General features: G+C 45.0%; 12 protein-coding genes. All 12 read left to right on the forward strand.

Translation table 11 applies throughout. The features are described from left to right. Positions 1 to 342 precede the first annotated feature (342 nt). The 12 genes from B0O44_RS20585 (at position 343) to B0O44_RS20645 (ending at position 19,378) form a co-directional block, all read left to right on the forward strand. A complete protein-coding gene (locus B0O44_RS20585) occupies positions 343 to 3,393 on the forward strand; it encodes a SusC/RagA family TonB-linked outer membrane protein (RefSeq protein ID WP_110833985.1) in 3,051 nt (1,016 codons plus the stop codon). Between the two features lie 32 nt (positions 3,394 to 3,425). Beyond that, on the forward strand, positions 3,426 to 4,793 hold the full coding sequence (locus B0O44_RS20590; protein WP_170123383.1) for a RagB/SusD family nutrient uptake outer membrane protein: 1,368 nt from the start codon (positions 3,426 to 3,428) through the stop codon (positions 4,791 to 4,793). Positions 4,794 to 4,817: 24 nt separating this feature from the next. Beyond that, entirely contained in the window at positions 4,818 to 5,315 is a 498-nt protein-coding gene (locus B0O44_RS20595) for a DUF5004 domain-containing protein (RefSeq protein ID WP_110833987.1), read from the forward strand. Positions 5,316 to 5,327: 12 nt separating this feature from the next. Next, a complete protein-coding gene (locus B0O44_RS20600) occupies positions 5,328 to 6,104 on the forward strand; it encodes a hypothetical protein (RefSeq protein ID WP_110833988.1) in 777 nt (258 codons plus the stop codon). Between the two features lie 11 nt (positions 6,105 to 6,115). Further along, on the forward strand, positions 6,116 to 7,582 hold the full coding sequence (locus B0O44_RS20605) for a SusF/SusE family outer membrane protein (protein ID WP_110833989.1): 1,467 nt from the start codon (positions 6,116 to 6,118) through the stop codon (positions 7,580 to 7,582). A gap of 68 nt (positions 7,583 to 7,650) precedes the next feature. Continuing rightward, on the forward strand, positions 7,651 to 9,498 hold the full coding sequence (locus B0O44_RS20610; RefSeq protein WP_110833990.1) for a glycoside hydrolase family 13 protein: 1,848 nt from the start codon (positions 7,651 to 7,653) through the stop codon (positions 9,496 to 9,498). 13 nt (positions 9,499 to 9,511) lie between these two features. After that, positions 9,512 to 10,186, forward strand: coding sequence for a beta-phosphoglucomutase (gene pgmB / locus B0O44_RS20615; RefSeq protein WP_110833991.1), 675 nt, complete (start codon positions 9,512 to 9,514; stop codon positions 10,184 to 10,186). A gap of 16 nt (positions 10,187 to 10,202) precedes the next feature. Then, positions 10,203 to 12,521 carry a glycoside hydrolase family 65 protein gene (locus B0O44_RS20620; protein WP_110833992.1) on the forward strand — a complete coding sequence of 773 codons (2,319 nt, stop codon included), beginning with the start codon at positions 10,203 to 10,205 and terminating at the stop codon, positions 12,519 to 12,521. Then, positions 12,512 to 14,308 carry an alpha-amylase family protein gene (locus B0O44_RS20625; protein ID WP_245943759.1) on the forward strand — a complete coding sequence of 599 codons (1,797 nt, stop codon included), beginning with the start codon at positions 12,512 to 12,514 and terminating at the stop codon, positions 14,306 to 14,308. The genes B0O44_RS20620 and B0O44_RS20625 overlap by 10 nt, the downstream gene beginning before the upstream one ends. A gap of 10 nt (positions 14,309 to 14,318) precedes the next feature. Further along, on the forward strand, positions 14,319 to 15,656 hold the full coding sequence (locus tag B0O44_RS20630) for an MFS transporter (protein ID WP_110833993.1): 1,338 nt from the start codon (positions 14,319 to 14,321) through the stop codon (positions 15,654 to 15,656). Position 15,657: 1 nt separating this feature from the next. After that, on the forward strand, positions 15,658 to 17,550 hold the full coding sequence (locus B0O44_RS20635) for an alpha-amylase family glycosyl hydrolase (protein WP_110833994.1): 1,893 nt from the start codon (positions 15,658 to 15,660) through the stop codon (positions 17,548 to 17,550). A gap of 274 nt (positions 17,551 to 17,824) precedes the next feature. Further along, the gene (locus tag B0O44_RS20645; RefSeq protein ID WP_110833996.1) at positions 17,825 to 19,378 is read left to right on the forward strand and encodes a S10 family peptidase; all 1,554 of its coding nucleotides are present in this window, start codon (positions 17,825 to 17,827) and stop codon (positions 19,376 to 19,378) included. Positions 19,379 to 19,392: the final 14 nt, after the last annotated feature.

A 19,392-nucleotide genomic window follows, 5' to 3' on the forward strand; every position in this document is an offset into this window, starting at 1 on the left:
CGGACTTGGGCATCAAAAAATGTTGATAATTACGGGAACGTTCCCGGTATCGTTCCCGAAAAAACATTCAAAAAACACTTAGTGTATAAAAAACACTTTTTATTTGGTTTTTTGTTTGTAATAAATTGATTTACAATGATTAATGTTTGTTTTGTTTAATTTTTCAAAAAATGAGTTTGCAAATTTTTTTGCTTTTTTAAGGGCTTTGGAGATATAAAATATGGTGTTAAAAAAAAATATGATATAAAATTTTGAATTATCGGTGTCAAATGTAAATTTACCCTAAGTGTTAAACACTCTGATCGTTAACCAAATATTTACACCTAAAAACGAGTTCAAAATATGAAAGTATTTTACCTAATGAGGCATTGTCTTTTTGTGCTTTTAGCCTTATCAGCACTAACTGCAAATGCACAAACCGGTTCCCTCACCGGAAAAGTATTGGACGAGACGGGACAACCATTGCCCGGCGCGTCGGTACAGATCAAAAGTATCGGAAAAAGTACCATCACCGATGTGGGCGGCAATTATAAATTAACTGGTCTGAACAATGGACAGTTTACCGTAGTGGCAAGCTTTATTGGTTACAAGTCCGTTGAACGAAGTGTTGCGGTAAAAGGAGCAAGTACAGCTAATTTTGATTTGAAACCCGATGACCAGAGCCTGAACGAGGTGGTGGTCGTAGGTTATGGTACACAGACCAGAAGGGAAGTGACCGGATCTATTGCCAGGGTTTCAGGAGATAAGATCGCCGCTTTGCCAACACCAAGCTTCGAAGCCAGTCTGCAGGGACGTGCACCAGGTGTGCAGGTAACACAAGGTAGTGGTTTGGCTGGGAGTGGTTCGGTGATCCGGGTGCGCGGTATCGGTTCGATCAGTGCAGGTGGTGACCCGCTTTATGTTGTCGATGGTATTCCAATTACTTCGGACCCTTTTATCAGTGGCAACAGGGGCGGGATGAACCAGAACCCTTTGGCAACCATTAATGCCGAAGATATTGAGTCTATAGATATTTTAAAAGATGCAGGTGCTGCAGGTATTTATGGTTCCCGTGGTGCAAACGGTGTCATTTTGATTACCACCAAAAGAGGTAAATCCGGAAGTCCTGTGGTTAATTTTTCCACTAAATACGGTTTAAGCACTTATGCCACCAAACCAAAATTTGTAAACGGATCGGAATGGCTGGCTTTAAGACAGGAAGCCTGGACCAATGATGGCCATACCGGTTTGGCGACTTTGCCTCAGGGCATTACCTGGGACCAGGCCCGTCAGACCAATACCAACTGGTTTGACCTGGTGACCCGTACCGGAAAATATAATGAACAAAACCTCTCTCTGAGCCAGGGTACAGAAAAACTCAAAACATACATCAGTGTGAACCATGATGACAATCAGAGTTTTCTGAAAGGAAATTCTTATGAAAAATATGGCTTCAGGACCAATGTTGATGTTAAACCAACAGATTATTTCAGTGCAAGTGTAAACTTAGGCTATAGTAAAGGAACCAATCAACGGGTGAATGCCGCATGGGACGGTGGTATCGGAGACGCGATGTCTACTGCTTTGCCCATTTACCCGGTATTTAATGCCGATGGCACTTACTGGGCCAATGGTGCGAACCCTGCAAGGTCAATCAATTATGTAGACTGGAAAGCAGTTGACCAGCGTTTGCTTGCTGGTTTGACCGTGGAATTGAAACCTTTTAAAAATTTTAGTGTAAAGGGTATTGCGAATATCGATCATTTGGACCTTACTGAAGATCAGTTCAGGCCTAAAGAGCTGACCGGTAATGCCAGAGGGTATGCAAACCGCTGGCTCAATCAGCAGATCAATAATAACTTTACCGGTACAGCAACTTATGACCTTAACTTCTCCGATAAAAGTAAACTGAGCTTTTTGGCAGGTATAGAGACCCAAAGTTCCGAACTGAACGGTTATCCAAATGGAATTTACGGAGATGCCGATGGTCCCTATTCCAAAAACCAGGATGCCATGTATCTTCAGATGCAGCAAATGGGTTCAAATTTGTATTACGTAAATGGCGCAAACCGGACGACATTTGCCAGTTTATTTGCCAGGGCAACGTATTCTTATGCCAACAAATACACTGTTCAGGCTTTAATGCGCCGGGATGGCTCTTCTAAATTTGGTCCGAACCATAAGTATGGTAATTTTCCGGCAGTTTCTGCTGGCTGGACCCTAAGTCAGGAAAACTTCCTGAAAGACAGTAAAGTTGTCAATTATTTGAAGTTAAGGGGAAGTTATGGTATTACCGGTAACGCCAATATCCCTCCGGGAGAATATTATGCCAAATTCGGAAACAGCGGCTCTTATAACGGACAACCGGTTGTAACACCTCAGAATGTGGAGAATCCAAACCTGCAATGGGAGCAGTTAAAAAGTATTGATGCTGCTGTTGAATTTGGATTTTTAAACAACCGCATCTCCGGAGAGTTTGCTTATTATAACAAAAAGACTTCCAAAGTTTTAATTAGTGGTGGTATTTCTCCTTCTACCGGCTTCCTGGCTGCTTTTCAGAACGTAGGTGAAATTTTAAATGAAGGATTGGAGCTGAGCTTAAATACCATCAATATTCAAAGTAAAAATTTCAAATGGACAACCAATTTTAACATTTCAAAAAACTACAATAAAGTACTTAGCATTGGCAATTTAAGTTCGGATGGTATTCTTGGTGCAACCAATGATACCCGTATTATTGTGGGAAAACCAGTGGGTACCAATTACCTGGTGCGTTATGTTGGGGTAGATCCGGCTGATGGTCTTCCGATCTGGCTGGATAAGAATGGTTATCAAACCAAAACTTTCTCCCTGGACAATAGAGTCGCCGTAGGTCAGGTCATGCCGGATTATGTAGGCGGTTTAACCAATACTTTTTCTTTTAAAGGATTTGAATTGACTTCTTTGTTCACTTTTGCTTTGGGTGGCAATATTTATGACGGTTCTGCAAAACGCCAATTGGGTGTGGTCACAGATTGGAACATCAGAACAGATATTTCTGACCGCTGGCAGAAACCTGGCGACATTGCCCGCTTTCCACGTTTAACCATGACTCCGGGAACCTATCCTGGCTTATCTAGTGAATGGCAGTACAATTCGACCATGTTCCTCTATGATGCTTCGTTTATGCGTTTAAGGGAGCTGACCCTGGCTTACCGCTTTCCTGCGGCATTTGCCAAAAAACTGGGCATGAACAATACCCGCGTTTTTGTAACCGGAATGAACCTGCTGACCTTTAGTAAATATCCTGGTGGTGATCCGGAAATTGCCCGTGATTTTGAAAATCCTCAGGATAGGAACATGAGCCCGAATGTGATGTATTTAACAACACCACAGCAAAAATCGGTCACCTTTGGCCTTTCCACCTCATTTTAGTCTGTTCAGTTATGTCAATAAAAATATTTAAAATGAAAAGTAACATCAAAATATTTACAGGAGGAGTTTTATGCCTTCTGGTACTTGCAGGTTTTGCAGGGTGTAAGAAATTTTTAGATGCCCCACCCCTAAATACAGTGACCAAGGCAGAAGCTTTGAAAGATGAAGCAGGTGTAGTGGCGGTCATGAACGGGGCTTACCAGATTATGAACGGGAGCATTCTTGGGGGTAAATACCAGGTGTTTGCCGAATTGATGGCCGACAACATTGACGGGACGACACTGAATACTGATTTTGGAGAGATCTATAACCGTAAAACATCGATTTTCGGAGATTATAAAAAGTATTTTTACCAGGACAATTACCAGGCAAATTACAGGGCCAATACAGTCCTGGAAAACCTGGGGGTTGTTGTCAATAAAAAAGACGACCTGGAAGGACAGGCGCGTTTTGTACGTGCTTTTGCTCATTTTGTGGCAGTTCGGTTATTTGCACAGCCTTACGGTTACACACCTAATAATGATCATTTAGGCATTCCCCTGAGGTTAACAACAGAGGTTACCCCAGGGGTGAGGGCAACGGTAAAACAGGTTTACGATCAGATTATTGCAGACCTGAAAATTGCAGAGAACAAACTGGGGGCTACCAATGGCGGATATCCGACAAAATGGGCAGCAAAAGCCCTTTTGGCAAGGGTTTATTTTTCCATGAACGACTTTACAAATGCTTATGCTTATGCCGATCAGGTGATCAGCAGCGGTCAGTTTACTTTTGAAACAGATTATTCGAAGCGTTTTTCTGAAGGACAAAGTACAGAGGCCATTTTCCAGATGATCAATACACCTGGTGCTTATGATGCCGGTGGAGAACTTAGGAGTCAGTTCAGGTCCGACATCAATTTGCCTACCCTGCGTTTTACCCAGCAGTTGTTTAGCAGCATCAGTTCTGGTGATGCCAGGAAGGCCTGGTTCAATAATGTGAAGTATCCTGGCCTGGTGGTGACCACCAAGTACAACAAAGAAAGGTTCAATGTTCCTATGATTCATTTAACGGAAATGAAACTGATCCGTGCAGAGTCTGCCGCGGAGTTAAATACCAATTTAACGGTTGCGGTAAATGACATCAATGACATTATGAACCGTGCTTACGGAGGGATCAGAACAATTCCTGCCAATTCATCGGCTTCCCTGATCAGAACAACTGTCCGTGCTGAACGCGCGATAGAAATGGTTGCCGAGGGTGACAGGTTATATGAAATTAAGCGTATTGGTGCCAGGGGCGAAAATATAGACAAACGCGGAGCGGTCTGGAATTGCCCGGGGCTGGCCCTGCAATTCCCTCAGGAAGAGATCAGCAGCAACACCAGTTTTATCCGTAACCCGGAAGGCGGCTGTAATTAATTGTTAACCATCAGATCAAACGAAATGAAAACTTTAAAATATATACTGCCGGTCATCTGCATACTCTGCTTCTGGAGTTGCAAACCGGAAAAATTTGCACCGATCACTACAGATACCAATGTGGTGAAACAAATGCAGGGCACCTGGGCCTTAACCAGTGTCATCCAGGTGGATGAGGATGCCAGTACCAAAGGCTTTCCTTACAAACAGGTAAATATTACCAATGTGTATCCGTATAAAGACCTGGTGTTGACTTTTCTGGGCGATGCACAGGGGAATCCTTCTACCTTTTCCATTACCAATGGCAATTCACCAAAAATCACGGACCTGACCAGTGGAAACTGGACAGTAGATAATGCACAGGCACCAGTCACCATTACCCTGAAAAACGGAACAGCCCAATCGCAATTGAGTTTTGGAACCTATGTAGGATTGAAAAGCGGAAAGCTGAACATCAAAAAGGTAAAAATGGTGAATGGCAAAGCTGTTCTGAGTTATCAATATGAATTCACTAAAAAGTAAGGGGGAAAGATTATGAAAAGATTAATATTATCAATACTGTTTTGCCTGAGCACTGCATTTGTTTTTGCACAGGGCAAGGTTACTTTTAGCCCGGCTGCTTTCACCGCAGAAGATGAAGTCACCATTACTTTGGATGTAACAGGAACACCTTTGGCGGGTTTGGATGACATATACATATGGGCTTTCTCCAATGATGGGGTTGGCGGAGGAAAAGATGCATTGACCAATGGGCAATGGGGAAGTTCTTCTGATAAGGCCAAAATGCAGAAAACCGGGCCTAACCTTTTTACTTTTAAATTTACAGGGACCACGTTGTTTGGCCAGAGCCCTGCGGAGCTGATCAATTTTGGTTTCCTGGCCAAAACGAAAGACGGCAGCAAACAAACTCCGGATTATAAGCCTTTCAAATTTGATCCACTGGTATTTGTGCCTTCACAATTCAGGGTTTTCCCGGCAAAAATGGATTATACAGATGTGACTACAGTGTATTTTCAGCAGGACCTGGCCACAGACCAAAATCTGCAAAGGATGTACAACATTAAAGTCAACCTGACTTTTTATGATGCGGCAGGGAATGCGGTGGGAACTAAAACCGGTCTGGTAACGACTAAAGAATCGGCGGTGCTTTTTTCTTATGCTTTTATTCCGGAAAGGGTAATTACCCTGCCGGCAGGAACACAGCTGTCTAAATTTACCTATCAGTTTACCGGAAGCATTAAAGACGCGAGCGGGGCTGATGTAAGCACCTCCGGTCCGGTCACTGAAGTGGTTTATACTGTATTCAACTAATTCAAAAGCACATGAAACAAAAAGTACTCTATATATTGCTTGCGGCCATCACCCTGGGTTTTGGCTGTAAGAAAAGCAGTTTTGATGAAACCATCAAGGGGGAAGCCTTAAATGCTTTTCAGGTCACTGCACCGGCAAACAACACCATGCTGGTTTTAAATTCTGCGACACCAAATAACCCCGTGGTTGTCAGCTGGACCGCGGCTCTACCAGGGGTCAATACCGCACCAAAATATACTTTTGTTGCCGCATTAAAAACAGGGAGCATTGATCAGCCATTGATCCAGTTTCCTTCCGACAACAATGGAACAGCCAACAAACTGACTTTAACTCAGAAACAACTGGACGATGCTTTAAAAGCAAAAGGAATTGCTGATGGGGCTAAGACTGACCTGATCTGGGCCGTTGTTGCAGATAACGGGTCGGTAAAAGTGAATTCTGGTACTCCTTACAGCATTTCCATTACCCGTTTCGGGGATGGGGTGTCCAACTTCTTGTTGTATGGTCCGGTTTCCAGTGCCAATGTAATTACAATCAATCCAATTTTAACTTCCCAGTCACTAACCTTTAAATGGCAGAAATCTTTTGCGGGAAAAGCAGGTGCAAGCACAACTTATAAAGTAAAATTTATAACGCCCGACGGAAATTTTACCAGCCCACTGTTCCAGTTTACTTCCAACAACAACGGAGCTGATTCTACCTTAACGGTGAGCAATAAAGATTTTGATGCGGCCCTGACAGCTGCGGGTTTTGCGGATCAGGCGGCCATTACCCATTTAAAATGGAGTGTGGAAGCCAGTTCAGGAACATTCAGTAAATTTTCAGACTATACCAATGACTTTTACATTGTCAGAGATGTAAACCTGTATATGGTTGGATCGGCAAGTGAGTTTGGATGGGACAATGCGAACCCAACGTATATGTACCGTGATGAAACCAACAGAAATGCCTATACCTATACCGGTTATCTTAAAGCCGGAGAATTTAAGTTCATCAGTGTGGTTGGAAGCTGGTCAACCCAGTATGGCAATAACGGCAGTAACGGGGTTACCTTAAAAGCAAAGGATTCTGACCCAGACCCCGGAACTTATGTGGTGCCTGCTGATGGCTATTATACCATAAAAATAGACATCAATAAACTGACTTTCTCTTTAACCCCTTATGATGCGTCTGCAGCAACCAATTATACTTCCATTGGTATCATCGGTAATTTTAATGGTTGGGGGGACATCACCGCCATGAGTAAAACCACTTTTAACCCTCATATCTGGGTGATTACACAAACGATGAATGCAGATACGGAATTGAAATTCAGAATTGCCGCAGGCTGGGATGTGAACTGGGGAAGTTCTGCTGGTAACACACAAGGCAAATATGGTAAAGGCGTTCGGGATGGCAGTAACCTGGTGGTTAAAGCAGGCGCCTATAAAATCCTTTTTAATGACCTGACTGCAGAATATATTTTCTACAACAAATAAATACACGATCCTTTATGCTGGTCCGGAATTTTTCCGGACCGGCATTTTAAACCCGAAGCCCTTTAATCATGAAACGAATTTACTTTATTTTCTTACTAACGCTCCTCAGCGGCTGGGCTATGGCCCAGAAACTGGAACGCATTGAGCCCATGTCCTGGTGGGTGGGGATGCACAATCCCAAACTGCAGTTGCTGGTACATGGTGATCAGATTGCCTCGCTCCAGGTGCAACTGAATTACCCGGGGGTGACGCTCAAAGAAGTCCATAAAGTAGAAAACCCGAATTACCTTTTTCTGGACCTTGAAATTGCTGCGGAAACGAAAGCCGGCCAGTTTCCAATCGTATTTACAAAAGAGGGTAAAAAAAAACTAAGCTATACTTACGAACTTAAAAACAGAACGCAATCGGCTTCAAGGGTACAGGGCGTGAGCAGTAAGGACCTGATTTACCTGCTGATGCCGGACCGTTTTTCCAATGGCGATTCTAAAAATGATGTGGTGAAGGGCCTGAGGGAAACCAGTCTGAACCGCGATTCCATGTATTACCGTCATGGTGGTGATATACAAGGGGTGATCAATCACCTGGATTACCTGAAAGACCTGGGCATTACCGCGATCTGGATGACCCCGGAAATTGAAAACGACATGCAGCATGCCTCTTACCATGGTTATGCCGCTACAGACCATTATAAAATTGACCCCCGTTATGGCAGCAATGAGCTGTATAAAGCTTATGTCGAAAAAGTCCATGAAAAAGGGATGAAGGTCATTAAAGATATTGTACACAACCACATCGGAACAGGGCATTACCAGTTTACGGATTTGCCAATGAAAGATTGGTTAAACCAATGGCCTGTGTATACACAAACCAGTTACCGGGACCAGCCGGTGATGGACATCCATGCTTCGCTGGCTGACCGCAAAAAAATGCTGGACGGCTGGTTTGTACCCTCCATGCCGGACTTAAACCAGCGTAACCCTTATGTACAGAATTACCTGACCCAAAACCACATCTGGTGGGTAGAATATGCAGGTATTGATGGTTTAAGGTTAGATACTTATCCCTATAACGATCCCGAATACATGGCCGACTGGGCCCTGAAAATCAAAGCGGAATTTCCGAATCTTTCCATTTTTGGAGAGACCCTGGTGAACGCCGCAGCCAGTCAGGCTTATTTTACCGGTGGCAATACCGTCAACAGAGGTTTTGATACCCATTTACCGGGCATTACCGATGCAGTGCTGAAAGATGCCATTTACGAAGCCCTGAATGGCAATCCGGGATGGACAGATGGTATTTTTAGACTTTACGCCACCCTTGCCCAGGATTTTCTTTATAAAGATGTGACCGGTAATGTGATTTTTATGGACAATCACGATATGAGCCGCTTTTACTCTATGGTAAAGGAAGATTTGGGCAAATACAAAAATGGCCTGGCCCTGCTGTTGACCCTTCGGGGCATTCCGCAGGTGTATTATGGGACAGAGATCCTGATGAAAAACTATTCCGATCCCGATGGCAAAGTCCGTGAAGATTTTCCAGGAGGATGGAAAGGTGATAAAACGGATAAATTCAGTGCCTCGGGCCGCAGCAGCAAAGAGAACGAAGCCTTTGACTATTTTAGAAAACTGGCCAGGTTCCGCCAAAACAGTATAGCGCTTCAAAGCGGTAAAATGATGCAATATGTTCCTGAAAACGGCATTTATGTGTACTTCCGTTATGTAGAAGGTGCAGAGAAACCTGTGATGGTGATTTTCAATACAGAAGATAAAACCAAAGAGCTGAAAACCGACAGGTTTAAAGAAAGAACAGCTGCCTTTTCTGCTGCAAGCAATGTGCTCAGCGGAGCAACCCTCGATCAGATTAAAACCATTACCGTACCTGCTAAATCGGTACTTGTACTTGAACTAAAATAATTATACCTACCTAATGCAACATCATCCACCTGCAAAAACAATCGCCTGTCTTTTTGACCTCGACGGTGTCCTGGTCGATACGGCAGTTTATCATTACAAAGCCTGGAAACAACTGGCCAACAGCCTGGGGTTTGATTTTACCGAAGCACAGAATGAACACCTTAAAGGGGTGAACCGAATGCGTTCGCTGGACATGATTTTAAACTGGGGCGGGGTCGAAAAAACAGAAACCCAAAAGCTGGCACTTGCCGCACAAAAGAATGAGTGGTATGTGGCCATGATTGACAGGATGACCCAGGCAGAAGTTTTGCCGGGTTCTGTGGCCCTGCTGGAAAACTTAAGGCAGGCAGGGATCAAAATTGCCCTGGGCTCTGCCAGTAAAAATTCGGGCATGATCCTCCAGCGGACAAAACTCACCCATTTTTTTGATGCCATTGTAGACGGCAATGTGGTTTCCAAATCCAAACCTGATCCTGAAGTTTTTGTGAAAGGGGCCCAGCTGCTTGGTGTTCCGGTGGCAGATTGTGTCGTGTTTGAAGATGCCCAGGCGGGTATAGAAGCAGCCCTGGCCGGAGGAATGAAAGCCATTGGGGTTGGACAGGAAGCCAACCTGAAAGGAGCACAATTGTATGTGAAAGACCTTTCGCAATTGAGTGTAAAAGATATTGTAGCATTGACAGAAAAATAAAGCGCAGCGAATTAAGATGAAGAATTATATACAAGCCACAGAGTGGAACATTATAGAGGAAGGTTTTGATCCTCATTTAAATAAAATATCAGAAAGCATTTTCAGTATAGGCAATGGCCGTATGGGCCAGCGGGCCAATTTTGAGGAAAGCTATAGTGGAGAAAGCCTGCAGGGAAATTATGTAGCAGGTGTTTATTATCCGGACAAAACCCGTGTGGGCTGGTGGAAAAATGGTTACCCGGAATATTTTGCAAAGGTTTTAAATGCTGCCAACTGGATTGGACTGGAGCTGAAGTTCGATGGAGAACTGCTGGACCTGAATACCTGTAAGGTTAGTGATTTTAAACGTGTGCTGAACATGAAGGAAGGTTATCTGGAACGTTCCTTTACCGCAGAGCTGCTGAGCGGCAAAAAGGTAAGCGTGGTCTCTAAACGCTTTTGCAGTATAGCAGATGATGAAATCGCCGCCCTACATTACAGCCTGGTCCCTTTAAATTTTTCCGGAAAACTGGAAATCTGCTCTTTCACAGACGGGGATGTCAAAAACCAGGATTCCAATTATGATGAAAAGTTTTGGGAGGAAGTGGCCCGCAGTCAACAAGGGCCGGTTTCTTACTTAACCCTGAGGACCAAAAAGACCGCTTTTGAAGTTTGCACTGCCGTGCAGAGCAGTGTATTTAAAAATGACAAGGCGCAAAACCTGCAGGGGGCAGCAGAAATCAGGGATAAATATGTGGCGCAACTGGCTGTACTGGAGCTGGTGCAAAACGACCGTGTGGACATTTATAAAATTGCAGCCAACCTGAGTTCCATGAACTATGCCACCACTGAACTGCAGCAGGCAGCCCAGCAGGCCATAGCCCGGGCCTGCGCAAAAGGCTTTGAAGTTTTACTTCAACAGCAACAACAGGCCTGGGAAAACAAATGGAAGGAAAGTGATATTTTAATTGAAGGGGATGTGGCCGCCCAGCAGGCCATCCGTTTTAACATCTTCCAGCTCAACCAGACCTACACGGGTAAGGATGCCCGTTTGAACATTGGGCCAAAAGGCTTTACCGGTGAAAAATACGGAGGCTCTACCTATTGGGACACAGAAGCCTACTGTATTCCTTTTTACCTGTCCACAGCCCCGGCCGAGGTGGCTAAAAACCTGCTGGTGTACCGTTATAAACAACTGGACAAGGCCATTGAAAATGCCCAGAAGCTAGGCTTTAAAAATGGAGCGGCCCTGTATCCAATGGTCACCATGAACGGGGAAGAGTGCCATAACGAATGGGAAATCACTTTTGAAGAGATCCACCGGAACGGTGCCATCGCTTTTGCCATTTTCAATTACATTCGTTATACAGGTGATGAAAGCTACCTGCAGCAATACGGACTTGAAGTGCTGATCGGTATTGCCCGTTTCTGGAAACAACGGGTCAACTGGAGTGCAGACAAAAATAAATATGTCATGCTGGGGGTGACCGGGCCGAATGAATACGAAAACAACATCAACAACAACTGGTATACCAATACCCTGGCGGCCTGGTGTTTAAATTATACTATAGAAGCCGCAGATCTGGTTAAAACCCTGGCACCTCAGGAATATGCCCGCATCACAGAAAAAACAAAACTGGATACTGCTAAGGAATTTGAAGACTGGAAAAACATTGCCAGCCAGATGTATTACCCTTATGATGAACAGGAAGGGGTATTTTTACAACAGGATGGTTATATGGATAAGGAGCAGGTGCTGGTTAAAGACCTTCCGGCATCGGAAAGGCCCCTAAACCAAAAATGGAGCTGGGACAGGATCCTGCGTTCCTGCTTTATCAAACAGGCAGATGTATTGCAGGGCATGTATTTCTTTGAAGACGATTATGATCTGGAAACCCTTCGCCGGAATTTCAATTTTTATGAGTCCAGGACCGTCCATGAAAGTTCCCTGTCGCCCTGCGTTCACAGCATCCTTGCCGCCAAACTGAGTGATGAGCAAAAGGCTTATGAATTTTACCTGCGCACGGCCCGGCTGGACCTGGACGATTACAATAACGACACCGAGGATGGCCTGCACATCACCTCTATGGCGGGTACCTGGATGAGTATTGTGGAAGGTTTTGCGGGTATGCGGGTGAGAAACGGAAAACTGAAGTTCAGCCCTTTTGTGCCCAAGCAATGGAAGTCTTTTTCTTTTAACCTGAATTTCAGGGGGACAACTTTAAGGGTAAAGATCACGGCAACAGAAATCAGCATTACCAACCATAGTGCCCAGGCGCTGGAGATCCAGGTTTTTGACCGCTATTATGAAGTAGCGCAGGGGGAACAAAGCATAACTTATCAATTATGCGTTTAATCCTTAAAAAAATTGTTGTTATTTTACTCCTGCTGCCGGGGGGTGTTTTACCCGTCCTGGCACAGAAAAAAGGGACGGCTGTACCGCACAGGAAGGGAGCTATGGAGCAGAAAAAAATAATCATCTATCAGCTGTTGCCAAGATTGTTTGGCAATAAAAACAGCCATAATATTCCTTATGGTACCATTGAGCAGAACGGGAGCGGCAAGTTTGCCGATCTGGACAATAAAGCACTGGAAGGGATTAAAGAACTGGGGACCACCCATGTCTGGTATACCGGGGTAATTGCCCACGCCAGCCTGACCGATTACAGCAAATACGGAATTTTACCGGACGATGCCGATGTGGTCAAGGGCCGGGCAGGTTCTCCATACGCCATCCGCGATTATTATGATGTAGATCCGGACCTGGCCCAGCATACTGGACAAAGAATGGCTGAGTTTGAAGCCCTGGTTGAGAGGACACACCAAAAAAGCATGAAAGTGTTGATTGATTTTGTGCCCAACCATGTGGCCAGGCATTATCATTCGGGGGTAAAACCTCAGGGAGTGGTTGATTTTGGGGTTTATGACGACGTTCGTAAAGCCTTCAGTGCTGCAAATGATTTTTATTATATCCCGGGCAAAGCCCTGGTTGTTCCGCCGGATGCGGATAAAATTTCAAATCCGCTAAGTCCTTTAAAGGACCAGCTGTATCTGGAAAATCCGGCAAAGGCGACAGGGAACAATGTCTTTTCTGAAAGACCCAAAGCCGATGACTGGTATGAAACGGTTAAATTAAATTATGGTGTCGATTACCTGGACGGGGAGAAAAAATATTTTAGCCCGCTACCACCGGTATGGACTAAAATGAGGGCCATTCTGTTGTACTGGGCCGATAAAGGTGTAGATGGTTTCAGGTGTGATATGGCCGAAATGGTACCGGTGGAATTTTGGGAATGGGTCATTCCGGAGGTTAAAAAGAAATATCCCGGGCTGATCTTTATCGGCGAAGCCTATAATCCCAAAGCGTATGAGATCTATTTTACAAAAGGTAAGTTTGATTATCTGTACGATAAAGTAGGGTTGTATGATGGTTTGAAGAAACTGATCCGCAATGAGCCTTCGGCAACTGTGGAAGACATTAAATCGGCCTGGAAAACCGGGAGTGCCGGATATGATGACCGTATGCTGCGTTTTCTGGAAAACCACGATGAGGAGCGGATCGCTTCAGCAGGTTTTGCAGGCCGTGCCGAACTGGCCCTTCCGGCCATGGTGCTTTCGGCTACTTTAGGCAAAGGACCGGTGATGCTGTATTTTGGACAGGAAAGCGGGGAGCCCGGAAAAGGAAAGGAAGGCTTTGGCGGGGACGACAACCGGACCACAATATTTGATTACTGGGGGGTGCCTGAGCATCAGAAATGGATGAACAATGGGGCCTTTGACGGTGCTTTACTGAGCCCTGAACAAATGACACTTCGGAAATTTTATCAAAAGCTCTTGCGCCTGGCCGGGGAATCTGCTGCTGTGGGGGCGGGTAAAATATACGAAGTCCCGGTAAGCGGTACTATGAACAACAGAATGTATGCTTTTATCCGTTATACAGAGCAGCAGCGCTTGCTGGTCCTGCTTAATTTTGACCGGGAACAGAATTTTACAGCAGACATCAACATTCCGGCTGAATTGTCTGGGAAAGGTATAGCCAGCCCGCTGAGGGAGCTCCTGAGTGATCAGGAATGGAACACGACTTCCCCGACCAGTATCCCGGTAAACCTAAAACCTGTTTCTGCACAGATCATTGCATTTTAAACCAAACTAAATGAGCTTAAAAACAATCACCGAAAATCCAAAACTGAGCCTGGTACAAATTATAAATATGAGTATCGGTTTTTTTGGTATCCAGTTTGGATGGGATTTACAGCGGGCCAATATGGGACGTATTTATGAAAACCTGGGGGCAAACCCCGATCAGGTTCCGCTGTTGTTTCTGGCCGCCCCTTTAACGGGCTTGCTTGTCCAGCCGGTGATTGGTTATCTGAGTGACCGGACCTGGCATCCGAAATGGGGCAGAAGAAGGCCTTATTTTATGATCGGGGCAATTGTCAGTTCGGTTGCATTGGTATTTATGCCACACAGCAGTGCTTTATGGATGGCAGCGGGGCTGCTATGGATCCTGGACGTGGCGGGTAATGTGGCCATGGAACCCTTTCGTGCTTTTGTGACGGATAAATTGCCGGATGCACAGGTAAACCGGGGTTTTATCATGCAAAGTATGATGATCGGTCTGGGCGGCAGTATTGCTTCAGCTTTGCCCTGGCTCATGAACAATGTATTTCATCTGACCAATACCGCCCATCAGGGACATATTCCGGAAAACGTAAAGTTTTCTTTTTATGCCGGGGCTTTCTTTTTTCTGGCTTCTGTCCTGTACACGGTTTTTACCACAAAAGAATATCCGCCTACAGCCGCTGAACTGGAATTGAAAGCGCAGGAAAATCATAAAGGCTTTGCGGCCGGGGCAAAGGACATCTGGTCTTCTTTGCTGAACATGCCCAAAAGGATGCAGATTGTATCCCTGGTACAGTTTTTTACCTGGCCAGGTTTATTTCTGATGTGGTTTTATTATACTACGGCGGTAGCCGTAAATGTTTTTGGCGGTAAGGATGCCAGTGATCCGGTATATGCGCATGGTGCCGATTTCGGTAGTTTGACCCTGGCCTATTATAGTGTGGTTACCTTTTTATTTGCACTGGTGTTGCCAAAAATAGCCGACAGGCTGGGGCGTAAAACAACCCATGCCCTGTGTCTGCTTTGTGGTGCTATGGGCCTGATCAGTGTGGCCTGGGTCCATGATAAAAACATGCTTTACCTCTGTATGACCGGGGTAGGGATTGCATGGGCCAGTATTTTATCTATGCCTTATGCCATGCTGAGTGGCTGTTTGCCCAAGCATAAGATCGGGATTTATATGGGGATTTTTAATTTCTTTATTGTATTGCCCGAAATTATGGCTTCTTTGGGTTTTGGCTGGCTGATGCGTGAGGTGTTGCACAACGACCGGCTCCTGGCTGTTCAGATTGGGGGCGGGCTCATGATTGTTGCAGCGGTGATCTGTTACGTTTTTGTAAAAGAAGAAAAAAACCAACTTAAACCATAATATGAAAAGGATTTGTTTAATGGTACTGATTTTATCGGTATTGGCCACTGCATGCAAAAAAAACGAGGCAGGGAACACGCCTGTTGTTCCGGTAACACCGGGCAATCCAGGGCTTCCGGCCGGAGCAAAAGACGGGGTTGTTTACCTCAACGGCGGCACCTCTGCCCTGGTGACCCTATATGCCCCAGGAAAAAAAACTGTTTCCCTGATCGGCGAGTTTAACAATTGGTCGGCTTCGGCAGCCCCCATGAAAAACACACCTGATGGCAATATCTGGTGGGTACAGATTGATAACCTGAACCCCTCGACCGAATATGCTTATCAGTTTCTGGTCGACGACAATCTAAAGGTGGCGGACCCTTACAGTGAAAAAATCCTCGATCCGGACAATGACAGTTATATAGATGCCCAAACGTACCCATCCCTAAAAGCCTATCCTGCAGGTAAAACTACCGGGATCGTGAGTGTGATGCAGGGCAATCCTCCCCTCTATACCTGGAAAAACGCGGGTTTCAACAGGCCTGCCAAGAACAACCTGGTCATTTATGAGTTGCTGGTCCGGGATTTTACCGCCGAACACAATTATGCTTCCACCTTGCAAAAACTGGATTATCTGGTTTCTTTGGGTGTTAATGCCATTGAGCTGATGCCGGTCAATGAATTTGAAGGGAACCTGAGCTGGGGTTATAATCCTTCTTTTTATTTTGCACCCGATAAATACTACGGGACCAAGGCTGCTTTACAAAACTTTATCGATGAATGCCATGGAAGGGGCATCGCAGTGATCCTGGATATTGTGTTGAACCATTCTTTTGGCCAGTCTCCTATGGTCCAGCTGTACTTTGATAAAGCGGCTGGCAAGCCTTCAGCAAACAGCCCCTGGTTTAATGCCGATGCCACCCATCCGTACAATGTGGGCTATGACTTTAACCATGAAAGGGCAGAGACCAAAACCTTTGTCAAAAATGTGGTGAAATTCTGGATGCAGCAATACCGCATTGATGGTTTCCGTTTTGATTTGTCGAAGGGTTTTACGCAGAAAAAATCCACGGATGATGCTTCTTTCAGCGCTTATGACGCCAGCCGGATTGCCATCTGGAAGGAATACAACAATTATATCAAAAGCATAGACAACAATAATTTTTATGTGATCCTGGAGCATTTTGCGGATGCTTCTGAAGAAAAAGTACTGGCAGATGAAGGCATGCTGCTTTGGAACAACCTGAACTATAATATGAACGAAGCAACGATGGGTTGGCTGGGCAATTCCGATTTTTCCTGGGCCTTTTTTGCAAAACATGGTTTCAGCCAGCCTGAGAACCTGCTGAATTTTATAGAAAGCCACGATGAGGAAAGGACGATGTTTAAAAACATCAGTTATGGTAATGCTTCGGGAAACTACAACGTAAAAGATCTTTCAACCGCACTGAAAAGGGAAGAAATGGCTGCGGCCTTCCTGTTTGCTGTCCCGGGCCCGAAAATGATCTGGCAGTTTGAAGAATTGGGTTATGAGGTATCCATTGATGTGAATGGAAGGACAGGCAACAAGCCCATTCGCTGGGAATACCTGCAGCAAGCGGACCGCAAGGCTTTATACAGCGCCTATGCTAAATTCATCAGCCTGAAAAAACGCAACAGTGTTTTTAATTCCTCAAATACGCAGTATAACCTGGCAGGGGCAGTTAAGTATATTAAACTGACCGAAGGCAGCAATACGGTTGTCGTTGTTGGGAATTTTGACGTGGTTTCCCAGACGGCCAATATAGATTTTGGAAGTTCCGGCAACTGGTATGAGGTCGGGGGGCAGGTGCTGAATTTAAACAGCAGTACGTATTTCAAAGTCCTGGCACCCGGCGAGTATCATATTTACAGTAAGACCGCTTTGAGTAATTAAAGGATTTTTAGGCTAAAATAGAGTGCGTCATTCTGGATCCGGCTCAGTGTGCAGGCAAGTTGCATATGCGACATATATGGTGCAATATACTATGTCCATATTTTGTTCCCTGTTTCGGGTGCCCACCTCGATGCAGATTCCTGAAACAGGGACAGCGGGAATTATTCCTGTAATCAGGTGATTATCGCCAGGTTGAGGTAACATTTTTAAATCATATCCCGGATTAAGCATCAATAATTTGATATTTATAGGATAAACCTCAAACTAAATTAAAATGAGAAAATTTTCACTGCTAATTCTGTTAACGGCCCTGGGTTTGAGCAGCACCATGGCCCAGAAATGGGAACCCATAAAGACACCTCCTCCTGCAGCCCAGGCATCAGCGCCGGCTAAGGAAGAGAGCAAAGCGGGTTCCAGAACCATTGTTCCGGAAAGTGCTGTGGTGACCCAGCACCAGGTCACCATAAAAGGACAACGCATCCCTTATAAGGCCACAGCGGGAACTTTGCCGGTCTGGGATGAAGAAGGAAAACCAATTGCCGGTCTTTTTTACACCTATTATGAGCGCTCAGATGTGGCCAACAGGGCTTCCAGACCACTGATCATTTCCTTTAATGGTGGTCCGGGATCTGCCTCGGTTTGGATGCACATTGCCTATACCGGACCAGTGGTGTTGAATATTGATGATGAAGGTTATCCGGTACAGCCTTATGGTTATAAAGAAAATCCAAACTCTATTCTGGATATTGCAGATATCGTATATGTGGACCCTGTCAATACGGGTTATTCCAGGGCAACCAATAAAGATGTTCCGGGAAGTAAGTTTTTTGGTGTGAAAGCCGATATCAAATACCTGGCAGAATGGATCAATACTTTTGTGACCCGGAACAACCGCTGGGCTTCTCCTAAATTTCTGATTGGCGAAAGTTATGGTACCACCAGGGTTTCGGGCCTTGCATTGGAATTGCAGAATTCACAATGGATGTACCTGAACGGGGTGGTACTGGTTTCCCCGACAGAACTGGGCATAGAACGGGGCGGACCTGTAGAGGCGGCCCTGCGGTTGCCTTATTTTGCGGCAACAGCCTGGTACCATAAAGCCCTTCCTGCAGATTTGCAGGCTAAAGGTTTATACCCTATGCTGGCCGAAGCAGAAGAATTTACGGTTTCCGAACTCCTGCCCGCTATTGCAAGGGGAAGTAACCTGAGTGATCAGAAAAGAAATGAAATTGCAGCAAAAATGGCCAGGTATTCAGGTTTGTCTGCAAAAACAGTTCTGGAGTACAATATGGATGTTCCACCTTCTTTTTTCTGGAAAGAACTGTTAAGGGATAAAGGTTATACGGTTGGCCGTCTGGATTCCCGCTACCGTGGAATTGATAAAATGGCCGGAGGTGATTCACCGGATTACAATGCCGAGCTGACTTCCTGGCTACATTCCTTTACACCGGCAATCAATATGTACCTGCGTAATGAACTGAATTATAAAACTGACCTGAAATACAACATGTTTGGAATGGTGTATCCATGGGACAATACCGGTAATCGTACCGGAGACAACCTGCGTCAGGCTATGGCTCAAAATCCGTATTTAAACCTGTTGGTTCAATCGGGTTATTATGACGGGGCATGCGATTATTTTAATGCGAAATACAGTATGTGGCAAATGGATCAGAGTGGTAAATTAAAAGACAGGATCAGCTGGGAAGGTTATGAAAGTGGCCATATGATGTATTTGCGTAAAGATGACCTGGTTAAAGCCAATGACCATATCCGTGAATTTGTAAAGAAGTCCCTGCCTAAACAAGGGGTGCCTGCAAAATTTTAGGATATATTTTAATT

The organism is Pedobacter nutrimenti, from assembly GCF_003208655.1.
Classification (GTDB): Bacteria; Bacteroidota; Bacteroidia; order Sphingobacteriales; family Sphingobacteriaceae; genus Pedobacter; species Pedobacter nutrimenti.